The 17,720-nt window shown below is 73.2% G+C and carries 19 protein-coding genes; 17 read left to right on the forward strand and 2 right to left on the reverse strand.

The genetic code is table 11. The features are described 5' to 3' along the window. Positions 1–100 precede the first annotated feature (100 nt). The 6 genes from VFV89_RS11755 to VFV89_RS11780 all read left to right on the forward strand — a co-directional run bounded on the left by VFV89_RS11755 (position 101) and on the right by VFV89_RS11780 (position 7,216). Positions 101–646 (forward strand): DUF4232 domain-containing protein, encoded by a 546-nt coding sequence (locus tag VFV89_RS11755; protein ID WP_329706127.1) that lies wholly within the window; start codon positions 101–103, stop codon positions 644–646. A gap of 116 nt (positions 647–762) precedes the next feature. Next, positions 763–903, forward strand: a complete 141-nt coding sequence (locus tag VFV89_RS11760) for a hypothetical protein (RefSeq protein ID WP_329706128.1) — start codon at positions 763–765, stop codon at positions 901–903. 76 nt (positions 904–979) lie between these two features. Then, positions 980–2,218: a geranylgeranyl reductase family protein gene (locus tag VFV89_RS11765; RefSeq protein WP_329706129.1), complete on the forward strand. Its 1,239-nt coding sequence runs from the start codon at positions 980–982 to the stop codon at positions 2,216–2,218. 30 nt (positions 2,219–2,248) lie between these two features. After that, positions 2,249–3,160: an NUDIX domain-containing protein gene (locus VFV89_RS11770; RefSeq protein ID WP_329706130.1), complete on the forward strand. Its 912-nt coding sequence runs from the start codon at positions 2,249–2,251 to the stop codon at positions 3,158–3,160. Continuing rightward, on the forward strand, positions 3,157–4,431 hold the full coding sequence (locus tag VFV89_RS11775) for a hydroxyacid-oxoacid transhydrogenase (RefSeq protein WP_329706131.1): 1,275 nt from the start codon (positions 3,157–3,159) through the stop codon (positions 4,429–4,431). Before VFV89_RS11770 ends, VFV89_RS11775 begins: the two co-directional genes overlap by 4 nt. A 1-nt stretch (position 4,432) precedes the next feature. Beyond that, complete coding sequence (locus VFV89_RS11780; protein WP_329706132.1) at positions 4,433–7,216, forward strand: FAD-binding and (Fe-S)-binding domain-containing protein; 2,784 nt, start codon at positions 4,433–4,435, stop codon at positions 7,214–7,216. Here VFV89_RS11780 and VFV89_RS11785 read toward each other — a convergent pair. Then, positions 7,198–7,605, reverse strand: coding sequence for a hypothetical protein (locus VFV89_RS11785; protein ID WP_329706133.1), 408 nt, complete (start codon positions 7,603–7,605; stop codon positions 7,198–7,200). The two genes, VFV89_RS11780 and VFV89_RS11785, sit on opposite strands and share 19 nt — an antisense overlap. Before the next feature lie 219 nt (positions 7,606–7,824). Between VFV89_RS11785 and VFV89_RS11790 the strand changes: the two genes are divergently transcribed. From VFV89_RS11790 to VFV89_RS11815, 6 genes are all read left to right on the forward strand, one after another. Continuing rightward, the gene (locus tag VFV89_RS11790) at positions 7,825–9,612 is read left to right on the forward strand and encodes an FGLLP motif-containing membrane protein (RefSeq protein WP_329706134.1); all 1,788 of its coding nucleotides are present in this window, start codon (positions 7,825–7,827) and stop codon (positions 9,610–9,612) included. After that, positions 9,609–10,118: a hypothetical protein gene (locus VFV89_RS11795; protein WP_329706135.1), complete on the forward strand. Its 510-nt coding sequence runs from the start codon at positions 9,609–9,611 to the stop codon at positions 10,116–10,118. Before VFV89_RS11790 ends, VFV89_RS11795 begins: the two co-directional genes overlap by 4 nt. A gap of 101 nt (positions 10,119–10,219) precedes the next feature. Further along, positions 10,220–11,428 (forward strand): SAM-dependent methyltransferase, encoded by a 1,209-nt coding sequence (locus tag VFV89_RS11800; RefSeq protein WP_329706136.1) that lies wholly within the window; start codon positions 10,220–10,222, stop codon positions 11,426–11,428. Further along, positions 11,421–12,404 carry a hypothetical protein gene (locus VFV89_RS11805; protein WP_329706137.1) on the forward strand — a complete coding sequence of 328 codons (984 nt, stop codon included), beginning with the start codon at positions 11,421–11,423 and terminating at the stop codon, positions 12,402–12,404. The genes VFV89_RS11800 and VFV89_RS11805 overlap by 8 nt, the downstream gene beginning before the upstream one ends. A 105-nt stretch (positions 12,405–12,509) precedes the next feature. Next, a complete protein-coding gene (locus tag VFV89_RS11810) occupies positions 12,510–13,520 on the forward strand; it encodes a DNA topoisomerase IB (protein WP_329706138.1) in 1,011 nt (336 codons plus the stop codon). Next, complete coding sequence (locus VFV89_RS11815; RefSeq protein WP_329706139.1) at positions 13,517–14,023, forward strand: O-acetyl-ADP-ribose deacetylase; 507 nt, start codon at positions 13,517–13,519, stop codon at positions 14,021–14,023. Before VFV89_RS11810 ends, VFV89_RS11815 begins: the two co-directional genes overlap by 4 nt. A 52-nt stretch (positions 14,024–14,075) precedes the next feature. Here the strand turns inward: VFV89_RS11815 and serC are convergent, their stop codons facing one another. Then, positions 14,076–15,209: a phosphoserine transaminase gene (gene serC, locus VFV89_RS11820; RefSeq protein WP_329706140.1), complete on the reverse strand. Its 1,134-nt coding sequence runs from the start codon at positions 15,207–15,209 to the stop codon at positions 14,076–14,078. Positions 15,210–15,255: 46 nt separating this feature from the next. Here serC and VFV89_RS11825 point away from each other — a divergent pair, with 46 nt between their 5' ends. From VFV89_RS11825 to VFV89_RS11845, 5 genes are read left to right on the forward strand one after another with little or no spacing between them, the layout of a single operon-like run. Continuing rightward, entirely contained in the window at positions 15,256–15,543 is a 288-nt protein-coding gene (locus tag VFV89_RS11825; protein WP_329706141.1) for a hypothetical protein, read from the forward strand. Next, complete coding sequence (locus tag VFV89_RS11830) at positions 15,536–16,096, forward strand: GNAT family N-acetyltransferase (RefSeq protein WP_329706142.1); 561 nt, start codon at positions 15,536–15,538, stop codon at positions 16,094–16,096. Before VFV89_RS11825 ends, VFV89_RS11830 begins: the two co-directional genes overlap by 8 nt. Before the next feature lie 39 nt (positions 16,097–16,135). Next, positions 16,136–16,468 carry a ribosomal protein L7/L12 gene (locus VFV89_RS11835; protein WP_329706143.1) on the forward strand — a complete coding sequence of 111 codons (333 nt, stop codon included), beginning with the start codon at positions 16,136–16,138 and terminating at the stop codon, positions 16,466–16,468. Between the two features lie 13 nt (positions 16,469–16,481). Further along, positions 16,482–17,072 carry a hypothetical protein gene (locus VFV89_RS11840; protein WP_329706144.1) on the forward strand — a complete coding sequence of 197 codons (591 nt, stop codon included), beginning with the start codon at positions 16,482–16,484 and terminating at the stop codon, positions 17,070–17,072. A 51-nt stretch (positions 17,073–17,123) separates the two neighbouring features. After that, positions 17,124–17,708: a hypothetical protein gene (locus VFV89_RS11845; RefSeq protein WP_329706145.1), complete on the forward strand. Its 585-nt coding sequence runs from the start codon at positions 17,124–17,126 to the stop codon at positions 17,706–17,708. Positions 17,709–17,720 lie beyond the last annotated feature (12 nt).

The following is a 17,720-nucleotide window of genomic DNA, read 5'->3' on the forward strand; positions in this document are numbered from 1 at the left end:
CGACTTCTCAGCCGAAACTCAGCCCCGTCAGCAACTGCGCCGGCCCCGGGCGAGTCACACTCGATGACGGACGAGTGCGAGTCCACAGGAGGATGGGGTCATGGAACGCTGTATCAAGGTTCCGGTCTGGAGCCTCGCCGCGACCGTGGTCGCCGCGGCGGCCGCCGGGAGCGTGCTGATGTTCGCGCCGGCCGGGACCGCGGCCACCGGCCACGACGCTGCGGCGCGTTCGGCGCCCGAGTGCACCAAGGCCGACCTGAGCGCCAAGTACAAGGCGACCGACGCGGGGATGAGCCACGTCTACGGCCGGATCATCCTGCACAACGTGTCCGACCATGCCTGCTTCGTCCAGGGGTACGGCGGGCTGTCCTACGTCGGCGGTGGCAACGGCACCCAGATCGGCGCGCCGGCGGACCGCACGCCCAGCAAGACCCCCAGGACGGTCCTCCAGCCGGGCGAGAAGGTGCGCAGCGCGGTGTCCGAGACCTCGACCGCGCCGTACCCCAAGAACGTGTGCCGGCCGACCAAGGTGGACGGGTTCCGGGTCTACGTGCCCGACGAGACGCACGCCTTCTTCATCCCGCACAAGACCACGGGCTGCGCGAACCCCAAGGTGCACCTGCTGCAGCACAAGGCCTACCACTGAGCGAGGGCCGAAGGCCTGAGCGACGTGGTGGAACCGCCGACCCGGCGGTGCTGCTGGGCCCGATCCACGCCGCGGGTCGACGTGACCGGATCGACGAGTTCGGGTACATCTCACCCATGAGTGAGACCGCGCCAGAGCCCGGCCGTCACGCCGCGCCCGACGTCGATCCGACCAGCGACCCGCCGCCGGTGGCGGGCCAAGGCGGGGACCACCGCGCCGACGGCGCGCCCGTGGAGGGCGAGGACGGCGAGCAGTAGCCGGCACCACCCCCGTCGGGGCGAACAGGCCCCGATCGATTGGGGCGCTCGCGGGACCCCCTGAGACAATGAGCGGGTGACCAGCCCGCCGACGTACGCCGACGTCCTGGTCGTCGGCGCCGGGCCGGCCGGGTCCGCCGCGGCCGCCTGGGCGGCCCGGGCGGGCGCCGAGGTGGTGATCGCCGATGCGGCGGTCTTCCCGCGCGACAAGACCTGCGGCGACGGGCTCACCCCGCGCGCGGTCGGCGAGCTGCAGCGGCTGGGCCTCGAGGACTGGCTGCGCGCGCACACGGTCAACAGGGGGCTCCGGGCCCACGGTTTCGGCCAGACCCTGCTGCTGCCATGGCCCGGCGGCACGCTGCCCGACTGGGGCTCGGCGGTGGCCCGCACCGAGCTCGACGACCACCTGCGCACCACCGCGATCAAGGCCGGTGCCACGGCGGTGGACGGCGTCCGGGCGGTCGACGTACGCCGGGCCGGCGGCCGGGTCGAGGCTGTGGTGTTCAAGACCGACGACGGCCCGCGCGAGATCGGCTGCCGCACCCTCGTGGTTGCCGACGGCGTCCGCTCGCCGCTGGGGAAGGTGCTCGGCCGGGAGTGGCACCGCGACACCGTCTACGGCGTGGCCGGCCGCTCCTACGTCGCCAGCGAGCTGAGCGACGATCCCTGGATCAGCAGCCACCTCGAGCTGCGCGACGAGAACCAGAAAGTGCTGGCCGGCTACGGCTGGATCTTCCCGCTCGGTACCGGCGAGGTGAACCTCGGCGTCGGCACGCTTGCCACCAGCAAGCGCCCCGCCGACCTGGCCGTCAGGCCGCTGATGAGGCAGTACGCCGAGCTGCGCCGCGAGGACTTCAGGCTCGCCGGCGAGCTGCGGGTGCCGACGAGCGCGCTGCTGCCGATGGGAGGCGCCGTCACCGGCGTGGCCGGGCCCAACTGGGCGCTGGTCGGCGACGCGGCCGCGTGCGTCAACCCGCTCAACGGCGAGGGGATCGACTACGGGCTCGAGGGCGGCCGGCTGGTGGCCGAGCTGATCGAGCAGGGCGACGACCTCGCCACCGCCTGGCCGGCGCTGCTGCGTGCGCACTACGGCGAGGCGTTCTCGATCGCGCGCCGCCTGGCCGGCCTGGTCACCGTGCCCGGGCTGCTGAGGGCGTTGGGCCCTGCGGGCATGCGCTCGGACTGGCTGATGACCCTGGCGCTGCGCTGGATGGGCAACCTCGTGACCGACGAGGACCGCGACCGCGCGGCCCGGGTCTGGCGCTGGGCCGGCAGGCGCTCGGTCGCCCGGGACGCCCGACCCCCCTTCTCCTGAGCGGCTCGAGCGGCGACCTAGGGTTCAGGAGTGGCTGAACGGCGGCAGGTGCGGAAGGTCCAGCGGGTGGCCGCCTATGCCGTCATCATGCGTGATGACCACATCCTGCTCAGCCGGCTGGCCAAGCGGCTGACCAGCAAGGAGCTGTGGACGCTCCCGGGCGGCGGCGTCGAGCACGGCGAGGACCCGCGCGACGCGGTGGTCCGCGAGGTCCACGAGGAGACCGGGCTCGACGTGCACATCGGGGAGACCGCCCATCTCTACTCCTTCCACCAGCGCAACACCTGGCGGCAGGGCCGGAGGGCGGACGCGCACGCGCTGCGCATCGTCTACGACGGATGGGTCCCGGTCGACAGCCCGGAGCCGCGCACGCTCGAGGTCGACGGCTCCACGATGGACGCCGCCTGGCAGCCGATCGCCGGGGTCCTCGACGGGTCCGTCCCGGTGGTCAGCCTGGTCACCGAGGTGCTTGCCGAGCACCAGCCGTTCCAGATGCAGCGGGTCGCGGCCTATGCCCTGGTCCTGCGCCAGGGGCCGTCCGGCGAGGAGGTGCTGCTGACCCGCAACTCCGCCCGCGGCCCACACCCCGGCCAGTGGACGCTGCCCGGCGGCGGCATCGACCACGGCGAGGAGCCCCGGCAGACCGTCGTGCGCGAGGTCCGGGAGGAGACCTCGCTGCACTGCACGGTGGGCGACGTGCTCGACGTCGGGTCCACGCACTTCGAGGGCACGGCCCCCTCGGGCCGGCGCGAGGACTTCCACGCCCTCCAGATCGTCTTCAGCGCCGAGGTCTCCGACGGGGAGCCCGCGGTCCTGGAGGTGGGCGGCACCACCGACGCGGTCGCCTGGGTGCCGGTGGATCGGCTGGGGTCGGCCGAGCACCCGGTCCGCGATCTCGTGCACACCGCACTGGCCGCCCACCGGCATAGGTTGGGGGCGTGAACGAGACCGTCTTCACCTACGCCGCGCCGGCGCTCAAGTTCGGTGCCGGGGCGTCCGACGAGGTGGGGCACGACCTCGCGTCGTACGGCGCCCGGCGGGTGCTCCTGGTCACCGACCCCGGCGTGATGGAGACCGGCCACCCGTCGCGGATCGCCGAGCACATCTGGCAGCGCGGCATCGAGACGGTGATCTTCTCCCGGGCCCGGGTGGAGCCGACCGACGAGTCGCTCGACGAGGCGATCGGGTTCGCCCGCGACGCGCAGTCGACGGGCCGCACGCTCGACGCGATCGTCGCGGTCGGCGGCGGCTCCTCGATCGACACGGCGAAGGCGGTCAACCTCCTGCTCACCAACCCCGGCGAGCTCATGGACTACGTCAACGCACCGGTCGGCAAGGCCAAGGCGCCGGTCCGCGACCTGCTCCCGCTGGTGGCGATCCCGACCACCACCGGCACCGGCAGCGAGAGCACCACGATCTGCGTCCTCGACGTGCTGGCGCTGCAGGTCAAGACCGGGATCAGCCACGCCGCGCTGCGACCCAGGCTCGCGATCGTCGACCCGCGGCTGACCGTCTCGCAGCCCACCATGGTCACCGCCTCGTCCGGGATGGACATCCTCTGCCACGCGCTGGAGAGCTACACCGCCCGCTGGTACGCCGACTTCGACGCCAAGCAGCCCGACGAGCGGGTGCCCTACTGCGGCGCGAACCCGATCGCGGACATGTGGTCGGAGCGGGCGATGGGGCTGCTGGCCGGCTCGTTCCGCGCCGCGGTCACGGACGGCCACGACCTGCGGGCCCGCGAGCAGATGGCGATGGCAGCGACGTTCGCCGGGCTCGGCTTCGGCAACGCCGGGGTGCACATCCCGCACGCGAACGCCTATCCGATCGCCGGCCGGGTCACCGACTACACGCCCAAGGACTACCCCCAGGACGAGCCGATCATCCCGCACGGCATGGCGGTCTCGCTCACCGCGCCGGCGGCGTTCCGGTTCACCTTCGACGCCGCCCCCGAGCGGCACCTGCGGGCCGCCCGCATCCTCGATCCCGACGCGAAGGGCGACGGACCGGAGGTGCTGGCCGGCGTGGTCACGGCGCTGATGCGGGACCTCGGGCTCCCCAACGGCCTGGCCGAGGTCGGCTACGCCGCAGCCGACGTCGTCGACCTCGTGGCCGGGGCCACCCAGCAGCAGCGGCTCCTGGCGACCGCACCCAAGACGCCCAGCGAGGAGGACCTGGCGCAGGTGTTCGTCGCCTCGATGGAACACTGGTGAGGTGACGGCCGGCCCCGCAGATCTCCTCCAGGAGCTGCGGAAGCGGGGGGTCACCGACGTCGACGACTCGGTCCTCACCCGGGCGCTCTACTCCTCCGACGCCTCGCTCTACCGCGTCGTCCCGCAGGTGGTGGCCCGGCCCCGGGCCGGCGACGACCTCGAGGCGATCCTCGACGTCGCGAGCGCCACCGGCGTCCCCGTCACGATGCGTGGCGCCGGCACCTCGATCGCGGGCAACGCCGTCGGCCCGGGGATCGTGGTCGACACGGTCCGGCACCTCAACCGGGTCCTCGCGATCGACCCCGAGGCGCGGACCGCGACGGTCCTGCCCGGCGTCGTGCACGCCGAGCTGCAGCGGGCAGCGGCACCGCACGGGCTGCGGTTCGGGCCCGATCCATCGACGCACACGCGCTGCACGATCGGCGGGATGATCGGCAACAACGCCTGCGGCTCCCGGGCGCTCGGCTACGGCCGCACTGTCGACAACGTCGTCTCCCTGAACGTCGCGTGGGGACCGGGCGCCACCGACGTCGAGGGCCAGCTCGGCCGGCTCGTCGACGAGCACCTCGGGCACGTGCGGACCGAGTTCGGCAGGTTCTCCCGGCAGGTCAGCGGCTACTCCCTCGAGCACCTGCTGCCCGAGCAGGGCCGCAGCGTCGACCGGTTCGTGGTCGGCTCCGAGGGCACCCTCGCGCTGGTCCGCGAGGCCACCGTGCGGCTGGTCGACGACACCGTCGACCGGCTATTGGTCGTGCTGGGCTACCCGTCGATGGTCGACGCCGCCGACGCGGTGCCCGCGCTGCTCGCGAGCGGCGCGGGGGCGATGGTCGCCTGCGAGGGGCTGGACGCCCGGATCGTCGACCTGGTGCGCGCTCGCGGGAGCGCCGTGCCCGAGCTGCCCCGCGGGGCGGGCTGGCTGTTCGTCGAGGTGGTCGGGGCCGAACGCCGGGCCCTGGCCGACCGGGTCGTCGCCCACGGTGGCGCCCTGGACCACCGGCTCGTGACGCACCCGGCCGAGGCCGCGGCCCTGTGGCGGATCCGCGAGGACGGCGCCGGGCTCGCGGCCCGCAGCCTCCGGACGCCGGCCTACTCCGGCTGGGAGGACGCCGCGGTGCCCCCGGACCGGCTCGGTGCCTGGCTGCGCGACTTCGACGAGCTGCTGGAGGGGCACGGGCTGGACGGCGTGCCGTACGGCCACTTCGGCGACGGCTGCGTGCACGTCCGCATCGACTTCCCCTTCCGGCCCGGGGAGGGCGGCCCCGGGTCGGACGGCGCGAAGGTGTTCCGCGACTTCCTGACCGCCTGCGCGCTGCGGCTGCGCGACCACCGCGGGTCGCTGTCGGGGGAGCACGGCGACGGCCGGGCCCGCTCGGAGCTGCTCCCGCTGATGTACGACGCGGAGTCACTCCGGCTGTTCGCGGCGGTCAAGGCCGTCTGCGACCCCGGCAACCTGCTCAACCCGGGCAACCTGGTCGACCCCGCCCCGCTCGACGCCGACCTGCGGCCGGTGCGCGCCCGGCAGCCGCTGCTGCCGCTGCTGCGGCTCCCGCACGACGACGGGGAGCCCGCGGACCGGTTGGGCAACGCGGTGCACCGCTGCACCGGTGTCGGCCGCTGCGTGGCGCCGTCGACCAGCGGCGTCATGTGCCCCTCCTACCTCGCTACCCGGGAGGAGAAGGACTCCACCCGGGGCCGCGCCCGGGTGCTGCAGGAGGCGATCGACGGCTCCCTGGTCCGGGGGTTCGCCGACCCGGCGGTCGCCGAGGCGCTCGACCTCTGCCTGGCCTGCAAGGGCTGCGCGTCGGACTGCCCGACCGGCGTGGACATGGCGACGTACAAGTCCGAGGCGCTCTACCAGAAGCACGAGGTCGAGGGCGTGCGCCGCCCGCGCAGCCATCGGCTGCTCGGCCGGCTGCCGTGGTGGGCGGACCTGGCCGCGCCGGCCGCCCGGGCCGCCAACCGGATGGTGCGGCTGACGCCCGTGGCGCGGCTCGCCAAGGCGGCGGCAGGCATCGACCCGCGGCGCTCGATCCCGGCCTTCGCGCCGCGGACCCTCCGCAGGAGCGCACCGACGGGACCCGTTGGCGGCAGGGCCCCGGACGTGTGGATCTGGGCGGACTCGTTCAGCGACCACTTCTTCCCCGGCAACGGGCACGCCGCGATCCGCTACCTGGAGTCGGTCGGCCTCACCGCGCGCGTGATCCCCGACGACGCCTGCTGCGGGCTCACCTGGATCACCACCGGCCAGCTCGACCGGGCGCGGGAGATCATGGCCGGCACGCTCGCCACGCTGAGGCCCTACGTCGACTCGGGTGTCCCGGTCGTCGGCCTGGAGCCGTCGTGCCTGGCCACGCTGCGCAGCGACGCCGCCGAGCTCGTCGGCGACCCGCCCGACGTGATGAGCCTGGCCGAGCTGGTCGAGCGCGAGCAGCTGCCGCTGCCGGACCTGTCGGGCGTCGAGGTGGTGGCGCAGCCGCACTGCCACCACCACGCGGTCATCGGCTGGGCGACCGACCAGCGGCTCCTCGAGCGGGCCGGCGCCACGGTCACCCGGGTGGCCGGCTGCTGCGGGCTGGCCGGCAACTTCGGGATGGAGAAGGGGCACTACGACGTCTCGGTGGCCATCGCGGAGACCCACCTGCTCCCCGCCGTACGCGCCCACCCGCGGGCGGTCGTGCTCGCCGACGGGATGTCCTGCCGCGTCCAGCTCGACGACCTGGCCGGTGTGCCCGCCCTGCACCTGGCCGAGCTGCTCGCGTCCCCGCCTCAGCCCGCCCGGCGGTAGCGGCCGTCGAAGGCGACGGTCCACGTCGCTCCGTCGTCCTTGGAGGTCTCCCAGAGCTGGCGGACGCCGTCGCCCTCCGCGGTCCAGGTGATCCGCTGCTGGGCGTCGGCCGTCACCCCGGTGAGGACCATGGCGCCCTCGCACACGTCGCCGTCCAGGAGCAGGATGCCGCCGGTCGAGTCGATCCAGGTCTGGTGCCAGCACGAGCGCTCGGGGTCCCAGGAGTTCAGGCTGTGTCCCTCGACGCCGCCGTCGCCCCGCCAGTGCTCGGCGAGCGCTCCGGTGTCGTACGGCGCGGTGATCGAGTTGCGCCCGACGTGCTTGCCGTCGGGGTCGAACACGTCCCATTCCCCGAGCCAGAAGTCGAAGGCGTGGGCGTCGTCGGTCATGACAAGACCGTGGCACCCGCCCTCGCGCGAGGACGAGGGCGCCGGGCAACTCGTGACCGGCCCGGGACCGTTCCGTGACCTGCCCCGTGCCGCGGGCCTGACCCGAACGGGCCACCCCGAGAGGGCCCGGAGGGGTCAGGGCGCGGTGGCGCGGCTGGCCCTACAGTTGCTCAACCGTCCGCACGTGGCTCGGGCACCTGGTCCTTGGGGGGAGGACCGATGGAGATGCTCCGGTTGCTGCGCGGCCTCGCCGCGCTCACCACGTTCGCGTCCGTGGCACTGCTCGGGGCGGTGCTCGCGCCGGCAGAGGCAGCCGACCAGCCGGTGGTCGTAGGGCCTTGGACGATCACGGCGGCCTTCCAGAGCGGCGACAAGGGTGCCAGCTTCGCCGCCAAGAAGTGGCACCTCGCCTTCGGTGATGCGTGCTCCGCCGGTGCGGCCTGCCAGGTCCAGGGGAGCACCGGGCTGGGCGAGTCGGACTCGATGTCGCTGGCGACCGGTGCCGACGGCTTCCAGATCACCCAGCACTTCGACCTGGAGTGTCACGACACCGTGACCGGTGAGACCACGACGACCCATGGCGCCGACTACGACCTGACCGCGACTTTGACCGCCACGAAGGTGGAGGAGGTCGACGGCACCAGCTACGTGACCGAGCTGACCGGGACGATGGTCGAGGCCGTCGTGATCAACGCTCGGGGACGAGCGGAGGACTGCACCACCCCCAGCGGGGGCTTCGAGGAGCACGCCCGGTCGACCCTGACCGGCACTGCGGACGCGCTGCCCGCTCCCTCGGCCGGGGCGCCGTCCGAGCCCGTCGGCCTGGGACCGTCGTCCACCGGCACCGCCGCCAACGGCTCCGGCACCATCGCCGGCTTCACGCTTCCGCTCGGCAGCGAGGCCGAGCGCAGCGTGGCGGCCGTGGACGCCGGCCGGCGCTCCTCGTTCCCCGGTGCCGTCGTGGTGCCCTCGGAGTCGCTGAGCACGGTCGTGGACCGGCTGCCCCAGGACCTGCTCCTCGTCGGGATCCTCGCACTGCTGATCGTCTTCCCGGCGCAGGTCTTCAACAGCACCTACGAGGAGAACCACGAGCGGGTCGAGCGCACCTTCGGCCGGCTCCGCCGCCGGCGCGCACCACCGGCCGAGGAGCAGCCGGCGGCCGGACCCGGCCGGGTCCGCCGGATCGTGGTCTTCCTCGTCAGCGTCGTGCTGGGCACGCTGCTCGGTGGGCTGCTCGACCCGAACTTCGGCGCCGACCGGCCGACCACCGCGCTGCTGGTGGGTGTGTTCGTCGCCCTGCTGGTCGCGGTCGGGGTCGCGGTTGGTTCCGGCTGGCTCTTCCGCTCGGTGCGCCACCTCTCCCGCGACTGGTACCTGCGCGCCATCCCGAGCGGGCTCGTCGTCGGGATCGTCTGCGTGCTCGTCTCGCGGCTCACCCACTTCGCGCCGGGCTACCTCTACGGCGTGCTGGGCGGGGCGGTCTTCGCGGGCGCGCTGGCCAGGCGCACCGAGGGCGGGGCCGAGACCGTGACGATGCTGGGCGGGCTCGTCGTCGCGCTCGGGGCGTGGGTCGCCTTCGAGCCGGTCGCGCACGCCGCCAACTCGGCCCACCCGAGCCTCGGCGTGCTCGTGGCGGACTCCTTCCTCGCGGCCCTGTTCGTCGGCGGCATCGAAGGGATGCTGTTCTCGCTGATCCCGCTGCGGTTCCTGCCCGGGCACCGGGTCAAGCAGTGGGGCTGGGTGCCGTGGGCGCTGCTCACCGTGCTGACGGCGTACGTCTTCGTGCACGTCCTGCTCACGCCGGCCTCCGGCTATCTCGGCCGATCGACCGCGGCGACCACCAACCTCACGATCGCGCTCTTCGCCGGCTTCGGGGTGTTCTCCATGGGCTTCTGGGCCTGGTTCCGGTTCCGCCCCGACAAGCCCGAGGAGCGGGGGCCCGAGCCCGGGCCACCGCAGGAGGGCCTCGAGCGCGTCCCCGCATCGGAGCCGGTGGTGGCGTCGTGAGCGCCCGACGAGGGGCCCGGCTGCTGGTGGGCTGCGCCCTCGGCACGGTGCTGCTGGCGGGCTGCGGCGACGAGCCCGCCCTCGACGTCTCGGCGGTCGAGTCCTACCTCGCCGCCAGCCAGGCGACGACGTACGGCGCCGGCGCCGACGTGGGCAAGGCGCACTGCGCCGGGCACCCGGCCCTGAAGGAAGGGATGACGGTGCGGTGCACGCTCGACGTCTCAAACACCTCCGTGCCCTACCGGCTGACGCTGCACCACGTGCACGCGCGCAAGGTCGCGGTCGCGGTGGCGCTCGACGCCGTGGTGCTCGACGCCGGTGACATCGGTGACTTCGTGCGCACGCAGCTGCCCAAGAAGTTCGCCGACGCTGCGGTGGACTGCGGAGGGGCCTACGTCGTCACCGACGTCGGCAAGACGGTGGAGTGCACGGTCTCCTCGGGTGCGCAGACGCAGTCGGTCGTCGTGACGGTGGAGGACGCCGAGGGCCACGTCTCGCTCACCTGAGCCTCCTAGACTTTCGGGGTGAACCCGCGCCACCGCCGCCTGATCATCCCCGTAGCGCTGGTGGCGCTCCTCCTGGTCGTCGTCATCGCGGCGGTGCTCTGATGGCCCAGAAGGCGGAGAACGTGCTGCGCGCGCTGGCCCAGGTCCGCAGCCGGCTCCTGGAGCCCGAGACCATGGTCCGCGCCGTGGCGTCGGGCCGGCAGAAGGGCTCGACGCCTCGCTGGCGCCGGGTCGAGCTGAGGTACGTCGACCTCAAGGCCGGCCGGCACCTCCAGGTCACGACCTACGACGAGACGCAGGCTCACACCGCCAACCACGCCGGAGCGGCGGCGCGGGACGCCGTCGACGACCTGCTGGACGAACCGTTCGGCAGCTGGCACGTCGAGACCACGGCCGAGACCGTGCAGCTGCGGGTGACCAGGAAGGGTGCGCTGCTGCACGTCGCCGAGCGCTCCACGCCGGTCGAGGTCGACCGGGGCCACGACCGGGACAAGGCGCGCCTCCTGCCCGAGGACGACCCGCTGTTCCGGGCGCTCGGCCTCGCCGATGCCGAGGGCCGGCTCAAGCCCAACCGGCGCGACAAGTACCGCCAGGTCGAAGAGTTCCTGCGGCTGCTGGACGCCGCCGTCGGCGAGGCCGTGGACAAGGGCCAGCTGCGCACGCCCACGGCCGAGGACCCCCTCCGGGTGGCCGACCTCGGCTGCGGCAACGCCTATCTGACCTTCGCGGCCGAGCAGTACCTCGCCGGCACCCGCGGCCTGCCCGTCAGGCTGGTCGGCGTGGACGTGAAGGAACAGTCCCGCGAGCACAACGAGAAGGTGGCACGCGAGCTCGGGCTGGACGCGGAGTTCGTGGTGGGCACGATCGGCGGAGTCACGCTCGACCCTGCGCCGGAGGTGGTGCTGGCCCTCCACGCCTGCGACACCGCGTCCGACGAGGCCCTGGCCCGCGCGGTCGAGTGGCAGGCCGCGCTGGTGCTGGCCGCGCCCTGCTGCCACCACGACGTGGCCGCCCAGCTCCGGCGGACGCCCACGCCGGCGCCGTACGCCATGCTCACCCGGCACGGCATCCTCCGGGAGCGGCTGGCAGACACCCTGACCGACGCGCTGCGGGCCACGCTGATGCGGCTGCAGGGCTATCGAGTCGACGTCGTGCAGTTCGTCGAGAGCCAGCACACCCCCCGCAACACCCTCCTCCGCGCCACCCGCACCGGAGCGCCGGTCACGGGCGGCTCGCTGCGGCGCGACTACGACGAGCTGGTCGAGGCGTGGGGGATCCGCCCGAGGCTGGCCGAGCTGCTCGATGCTTGACCGGGTCGTCACCGGCCTGGTCGCCGTACCCTTCCTGCTCGGTGCGGCCGCGTCCCCGGTCGACAAGGCCCAGGTCGTCCTCTCCTTCCGGGACGCCGACATCGTCGAGTCCAGCGGCCTCGCGGTCGTCGGCGGCCTGGTGGTGACCACCAACGACTCCGGTGACACGGGACGGGTCTTCACCGTCGACCCCGAGACCGGCCGGACCGTGGGCGTCACCGGGTGGGGGAACGACCCCACCGACGTCGAGGCGCTGGCGCCGCTCGGGGACCACGAGGTCTGGGCCGGGGACATCGGCGACAACACCGAGAGCCGCGACACCATCCAGGTATCGCCGGTCCCCGTCGGTCCGGGGGACAAGGACGTCGACGCGCCGGTCTACGACCTCGCCTATCCGGACGGCCCGCACAACGCCGAGACGCTGATGAGCGACCCCACCACCGGCCGGCTCTACGTCGCCACCAAGGGGGTCCTCGGCGGGACCTTGTACGCCGCTCCGGCCCGCCTCTCCGCCGACCACGTCAACGAGCTCGAGCCGCTCGGCGACGTGCTGCCGATCGCCACCGACGGCGCCTTCCTGCCCGACGGCAAGCACCTCGTCGTGCGCAACTATGCCGCGGCCGCGGTCTATGCGTTCCCGTCGATGGAGAAGGTGGCCCAGCTCAGGCTGCCCGACCAGCCCCAGGGCGAGGGGATCGCGGTCGAGAGCGACGGCAGCACGGTGCTGCTGAGCTCGGAAGGGGTGCACTCCGACGTGCTCCGGGTGCGCCTGCCGGCGCTCCCGGACACTGCGAGCCCCAGCCCGAGCCCCAGCCCGAGCTCGACCCCGTCGGCGACTCCCGGGGGCCAGCCCGACCAGGCTGTGGACGCGCCGCCCACCGCCCAGGAGGAGCGACCGCTGTGGCCGTGGCTGCTCGGTGGCCTGATCGGTCTCGGCTGCGTCGTGGTGCTGGTCCGCTCCCTCCGCCCTCGATAGCCCCCTCCGCCGGGATAGTCCCAGACCTTCCCAACGCATCTGCCGCGGGAGTCGTGTTGGAAACGTCTGGGACTATCCCGGCGGGAGGTTGGCTACCGTGCCGCCGTGCCACGCCTGCGACGTACCTCCCCGGAGCAGCCCGGCTGGTCGCGCCGCCGGTCGGGCAAGGGGTTCGTCTACCTCGACGAGCACGGCCGGAGGCTCTCGGCGGCGGACGCCCAGCGGGCCCGGGACCTGGTGATCCCGCCGGCGTGGGAGGACGTGTGGATCACGCCCTACGACAACGGCCACCTGCAGGCGGTCGGCACCGACGACGCGGGCCGGCGGCAGTACCTCTACCACCCGCAGTGGCGGGAGCGGCGCGACGCCGAGAAGTTCGACCGGATGCTGCTTTTCGGCAAGGCGCTGGCCAAGGCACGCGCACAGGTGCTCCTCGACCTCGCGCTCGAGGGGATGCCGCTCGAGCGGGCCTGTGCGGCCGCGGTCCGCCTGCTCGACCTCGGCTACTTCCGGATCGGCAACGACGTCTACGCCGAGGACAACGGGTCCTTCGGCCTGACGACGCTGGAGCGGCGGCACGTGCGCCGGCTCCGCGACGCGCTGGTGTTCAGGTTCGTCGGCAAGTCCGGCGTCGAGCACGTCGTCGAGATCGACGACGAGGTCGTCGTCGCGGCGATCGAGGTGATGCGGCGGCGTCGTACGCCGGACGACCCGGGCCTCCTGGCCTACAAGGACGGTCGTTCGTGGCGCTCGATCATCCCGGGGCTGGTCAACGACTACGTCCGCGAGACCACCGGCCTGGACGCCACCGCCAAGGACTTCCGCACCTGGCACGCCACGGTGCTCGCGGCCGCCGCGCTCGCCGGCACCGACGAACCGGGCGAGACCAAGACCTCTCGCAAGCGCGCGGTGTCGGGGGCGATGAAGGAGGTGGCGTCGTTCCTCGGGAACACACCCACCCTGGCGCGGTCGTCCTACGTCGACCCGCGGGTGGTCGACTCCTACGAGCGCGGCCGGACCATCGAACGAGCGGTCCAGCGCAGCTACGCCACCACCGACGAGCGCCAGGCCGCGCTGGAACGTGCGACGCTGCGGCTGCTGAGGGAGTATGAATGAACATCACGGTGGTCGAGGGCGACATCACCCGGCAGGAGGTCGACGCGGTCGTCAACGCGGCCAACAGCGCGATGCGCGGCGGCGGGGGAGTGGACGGGGCGATCCACCGCGCCGGCGGGCGGGAGGTCCTCGAGGACTGCATCCGCCGGTTCCCGGACGGCTTGCCCACCGGCGACGCAGGCTGGACCACGGCCGGCCGGCTGCCGGCGCGCTGGGTGATCCACGTCGTCGGTCCCAACCGGCACGCCGGCCAGACCGATCGCTCGCTGCTGACCTCCTGCTACGTGCGGGCGCTGGAGGTGGCCGACGAGCTGGGCGCCCGGACGGTCGCGTTCCCGCTGGTCAGCGCGGGCGTCTACGGCTGGCCGAAGGACGACGCCATCGCCTGCGCGTTGGAGGTGTTCGGTTCGGCCCGGACGCAGGTGGAGGAGGCGCGGATGGTCGCCTTCGACCACGCGACGTACGAGCAGATCCGGGCTCAGCTGGACCGGTCGGCTGGCTGACCGCCGCCGGGGCTGGCGGCGGGTCGAGCGGGGCAGGCAGCTGCGCGGTCGGCTAGAGCCGCTCGACCACCCAGTCGATGCAGTGGGTGAGCGCCTCGACGTCGGACGGCTCGATCGCGGGGTACATCGCGACCCGCAGCTGGTTGCGGCCGAGCTTGCGGTAGGGCTCGGTGTCGACGATGCCGTTGCCGCGCAGCGTCGCCGCGATGGCGGCGGCGTCGATGCCCTCGTTGAAGTCGATCGTGCCGATGACCAGCGAGCGGTCGGCAGGGTCGGGGACATAGGGGAACGCGACCTCGGACCGCTCCGCCCAGCCGTAGAGGTTGTCCGAGGACTGCGTGGTGCGCTCCACCATCCCCTTGAGCCCGCCCTGGCCGTTCATCCAGTCCAGCTGCTCTGCCATCAGGAACAGCGTGGCCACCGATGGCGTGTTGTAGGTCTGGTTGAGCCGCGAGTTGTCGATGGCGAGCTTGAGGTCGAAGAACGCCGGGATGTGCCGGTCGGAGGCGGCGATCCGCTCGGCCCGCTCGATCGCGGCGGGGGAGAAGAGAGCGACGTAGAGGCCACCGTCCGACGCGAACGACTTCTGCGGCGCGAAGTAGTAGACGTCGGACTCGGTCAGGTCCACCGGGAGGCCGCCGGCGCCCGAGGTGGCGTCGATGAGGACCAGCGCGCCGTCGTCGGCTCCATCGGGACGCACGACCGGCGCCATCACGGCCGTTGACGTCTCGTTGTGGGCCCAGGCGTAGGCGTCGACGCCCGCCTCGGCGGCGGCCACCGGCCGCGAGCCAGGCTCGCTGGCGATCACCGAGGGCTCGTCGAGCCACGGTGCCGACCGGACCGCACTCACGAACTTGCTCGTGAACTCGCCGAAGGACAGGTGCTGGCTCTTCTGCTCGATCAGCCCGAAGGTCGCGACGTCCCAGAACGCCGTGGCCCCGCCGTTGCCCATGACCACTTCGTAGCCGTCGGGCAGTGAGAAAAGCTCGGCGAGCCCCTCCTTCACCCGGCCCACCAGGTTGCGGACCGGAGCCTGCCGGTGCGACGTACCCATGAGGGAGGTGCCCGTCGCGGCGAGCGCCGCGAGGTGGGAGGGCTGGATCTTCGAGGGCCCGGCCCCGAACCGGCCGTCGCCGGGCAGCAGGTCCGCGGGGATCGTCAATGGCTTTTCGTGCGCGTCGCTCACGCTCGTATTCTGGCAGCCGCAGAACGGCTGAACCCGAGGAGTCCAGATGCCACGTGGTCGCTCTGCGCCCAACGACGACTTCCGTCAGGAGGGGCTGCAGCGCGTGCTGCTGGTCGGCGGCGTGCTGGTCGGGCTGTTCGCCATCGCGATCACCGCCTGGGGGCTGGCCGCCGAGAACTGGGCGCTGGTCGCGGGACCGGTCCTGCTCGTCTTCGCGGCGGCGTGCCTGGTCGTCTCCCGCGACGACGGCAAGGGCCGCTGGTGCCCGGAGTGCGCAACCCGCAACCCGGTGGACGCCGCGGTCTGCCAGAAGTGCGGTCAGCGCCTTGAGTGAGCCCGCACCGCACCTGGAGATCGTCCGGGTCGGCTACGGCCACCCCGACGCGACCCTGCTGATCGAGGAGGTCCAGGCCGAGTACGTCGTCCGCTACGGCGGCCCCGACCACACCCCGCTCGACCCGGTCATGTTCGAGCCGCCGCTCGGCAGCTTCTACGTCGGCTACCTCGACCTCGACACCCGCACCGAGGTGCGAGCGGAGAGAGTCTCGAAGGGCCGCCCGACACCGGTCGCCACGGGCGCGTGGCGGTTCCACGACGAGGTCGAGGCGTTCGGCACCAGGCGGGTGGCCGAGGTGAAGCGGATGTACGTCGTCCCGGCCGCCCGCGCACGCGGCCTGGCCCGCACGATGCTCGCGCACCTCGAGCGGACGGCCGCCGAGAACGGCGCCGAGGCGATGGTCCTCGAGACCGGCACCGCCCAGCCGGAGGCCATCGGCCTCTACGAGTCCTCGGGCTACACGCGGATCCCGTCTTTCGGCTACTACAAGGAGGAGCCGCTGAACCGCTGCTACGCCAAACCACTTCCGGCGCTGCGACGGGGGCCCTAGCCTCTGCGGCGTACCGACACCCGACCCGGAAGGGACGTGATGGGCATCTTCGGCGGCTCCGCGCAGGACGAGGTAGACCTCGCGCACGTCAACGAGCGGCTGGCTCACCTCGAGTCGGCGCTGGCGTCGCTGCAGAGCCAGGTGGCCGCCCTGACCAGCGGTGCGGTGGCCGCCGGGACGCCCAACCCGCTGGCGGGGACCGACCCGGGGAGCGTGCCCTACGGCAACAACCCGGGCGCCGGCGGGGCGTGGCTCGACGAGGTCCGCGCGCTCAAGGCAGACGGCAAGCTGATCGAGGCGATCAAGGCCTACCGCGAGCACACGGGGCTCGGCCTCAAGGAGGCCAAGGACGCCGTCGAGGGGTTGGTCTGAGGAGCGCCGCCCGGTGCTGCTCCCGCTGAAGGTGGCGCGTGGCGTCGCGGACGGATCGGTGACCCTCGCGTTCCGCCGCTGGCGCCGTCAGGACGTGCGGCCGGGCCAGGTGTTCACGACGGCCGCCGGCATGGTGCGCGTCGACGCGGTCACCCTTGTGGACCCCGACGACATCACCGACGAGCAGGCCCGGCTCGCGGGCTGGCCGGACGCCGACGGGTTGCGCCGCCGGCTCGCACCTGAGGGGGAGACCTACCGGGTGGAGCTCTCCTACGCCGGGCCAGACCCGCGGGTCGACCTGCGGGAGTCGGCCGAGCTGAGCGCCGACGACATCGCCGAGCTCGACCGTCGGCTCGACCGGCTCGACCGGGCCGCAGCGCACGGACCGTGGACGCTGCGCTACCTCGAGCTGATCCGCGCCCACCCCCAGCGCCGGGCGCCCGACCTCGCCGAGCTGGTCGGCAGGGAGACGGCGCCGTTCAAGATCGACGTGCGCAAGCTGAAGAACCTCGGCCTGACCGTCTCGTTCCCGGTCGGCTACGAGGTCTCGCCGCGGGGCCTGGCCTACCTGGCCGGCACCACGCGGCGGCCTCCACCGTTGTAATTCACCCGGTTCCGCCGCGCGGTCCCCTGGCCCGGCCTACGGTCCTTGCCCATGCGTGCGTTCCTCGTCGTCGCCGCCCTCGTCGCCGCCACGGTCGCAGGCCCCGCCGCGGTCGCGGACGTGAACGGCGGGGGCATGCCCGTCGAGGACTACGCGTCCTACGACCCGCAGACCGGCTGCACCAAGAAGCCGCGGGTCGGGACCGTCGCGCTCGGCGAGTGGCTGGTGGCGACGTACGGCGGTGCCGGCGGCGCGGTCAACCGGCCCTGCTCCGGCGCCGGGACGTCGGAGCACAAGGACGGCCGCGCGGTCGACTGGGTGCTGAACGCCGAACGCCCGGCGGACCGCAAGCTGGCCCGGGCGTTCCTCAGGGCGGCGTTCGCCACCGACGCCGACGGCAACCAGGCCGCGCTGGCCCGCCGGATGGGGATCATGTACGTCATCTGGAGCGACCACTTCTACCCGGCCTACCGCCAGTTCCAGCCGGAGAAGTACCTGTCGTCCTCCTGCCGCTCCAAGCAGAAGTGCTCCAAGACCCTGCGCCACCGCGACCACATGCACATCTCGCTGTCCAGGGCCGGTGCCAAGGCCCTGACCAGCTTCTACGTCGACCTCGTGCCCGGCCGCGGCGTCTGACCTTCGCAGAGG

The sequence above is a fragment of the Nocardioides sp. genome, assembly GCF_036274455.1.
Taxonomy (GTDB): domain Bacteria; phylum Actinomycetota; class Actinomycetes; order Propionibacteriales; family Nocardioidaceae; genus Nocardioides.

What these genes read in the sequence shown, in the direction of transcription:
- VFV89_RS11755 (WP_329706127.1), top strand. Translation starts at nt 101, where the DNA reads ATGGAACGCTGTATCAAGGTTCCGGTCTGGAGCCTCGCCGCGACCGTG.
- VFV89_RS11760 (WP_329706128.1), top strand. Translation starts at nt 763, where the DNA reads ATGAGTGAGACCGCGCCAGAGCCCGGCCGTCACGCCGCGCCCGACGTC.
- VFV89_RS11785 (WP_329706133.1), bottom strand. Translation starts at nt 7,605, where the DNA reads ATGACCGACGACGCCCACGCCTTCGACTTCTGGCTCGGGGAATGGGAC.
- VFV89_RS11790 (WP_329706134.1), top strand. Translation starts at nt 7,825, where the DNA reads ATGGAGATGCTCCGGTTGCTGCGCGGCCTCGCCGCGCTCACCACGTTC.
- VFV89_RS11800 (WP_329706136.1), top strand. Translation starts at nt 10,220, where the DNA reads ATGGCCCAGAAGGCGGAGAACGTGCTGCGCGCGCTGGCCCAGGTCCGC.
- VFV89_RS11805 (WP_329706137.1), top strand. Translation starts at nt 11,421, where the DNA reads ATGCTTGACCGGGTCGTCACCGGCCTGGTCGCCGTACCCTTCCTGCTC.
- VFV89_RS11815 (WP_329706139.1), top strand. Translation starts at nt 13,517, where the DNA reads ATGAACATCACGGTGGTCGAGGGCGACATCACCCGGCAGGAGGTCGAC.
- VFV89_RS11825 (WP_329706141.1), top strand. Translation starts at nt 15,256, where the DNA reads ATGCCACGTGGTCGCTCTGCGCCCAACGACGACTTCCGTCAGGAGGGG.
- VFV89_RS11835 (WP_329706143.1), top strand. Translation starts at nt 16,136, where the DNA reads ATGGGCATCTTCGGCGGCTCCGCGCAGGACGAGGTAGACCTCGCGCAC.
- VFV89_RS11845 (WP_329706145.1), top strand. Translation starts at nt 17,124, where the DNA reads ATGCGTGCGTTCCTCGTCGTCGCCGCCCTCGTCGCCGCCACGGTCGCA.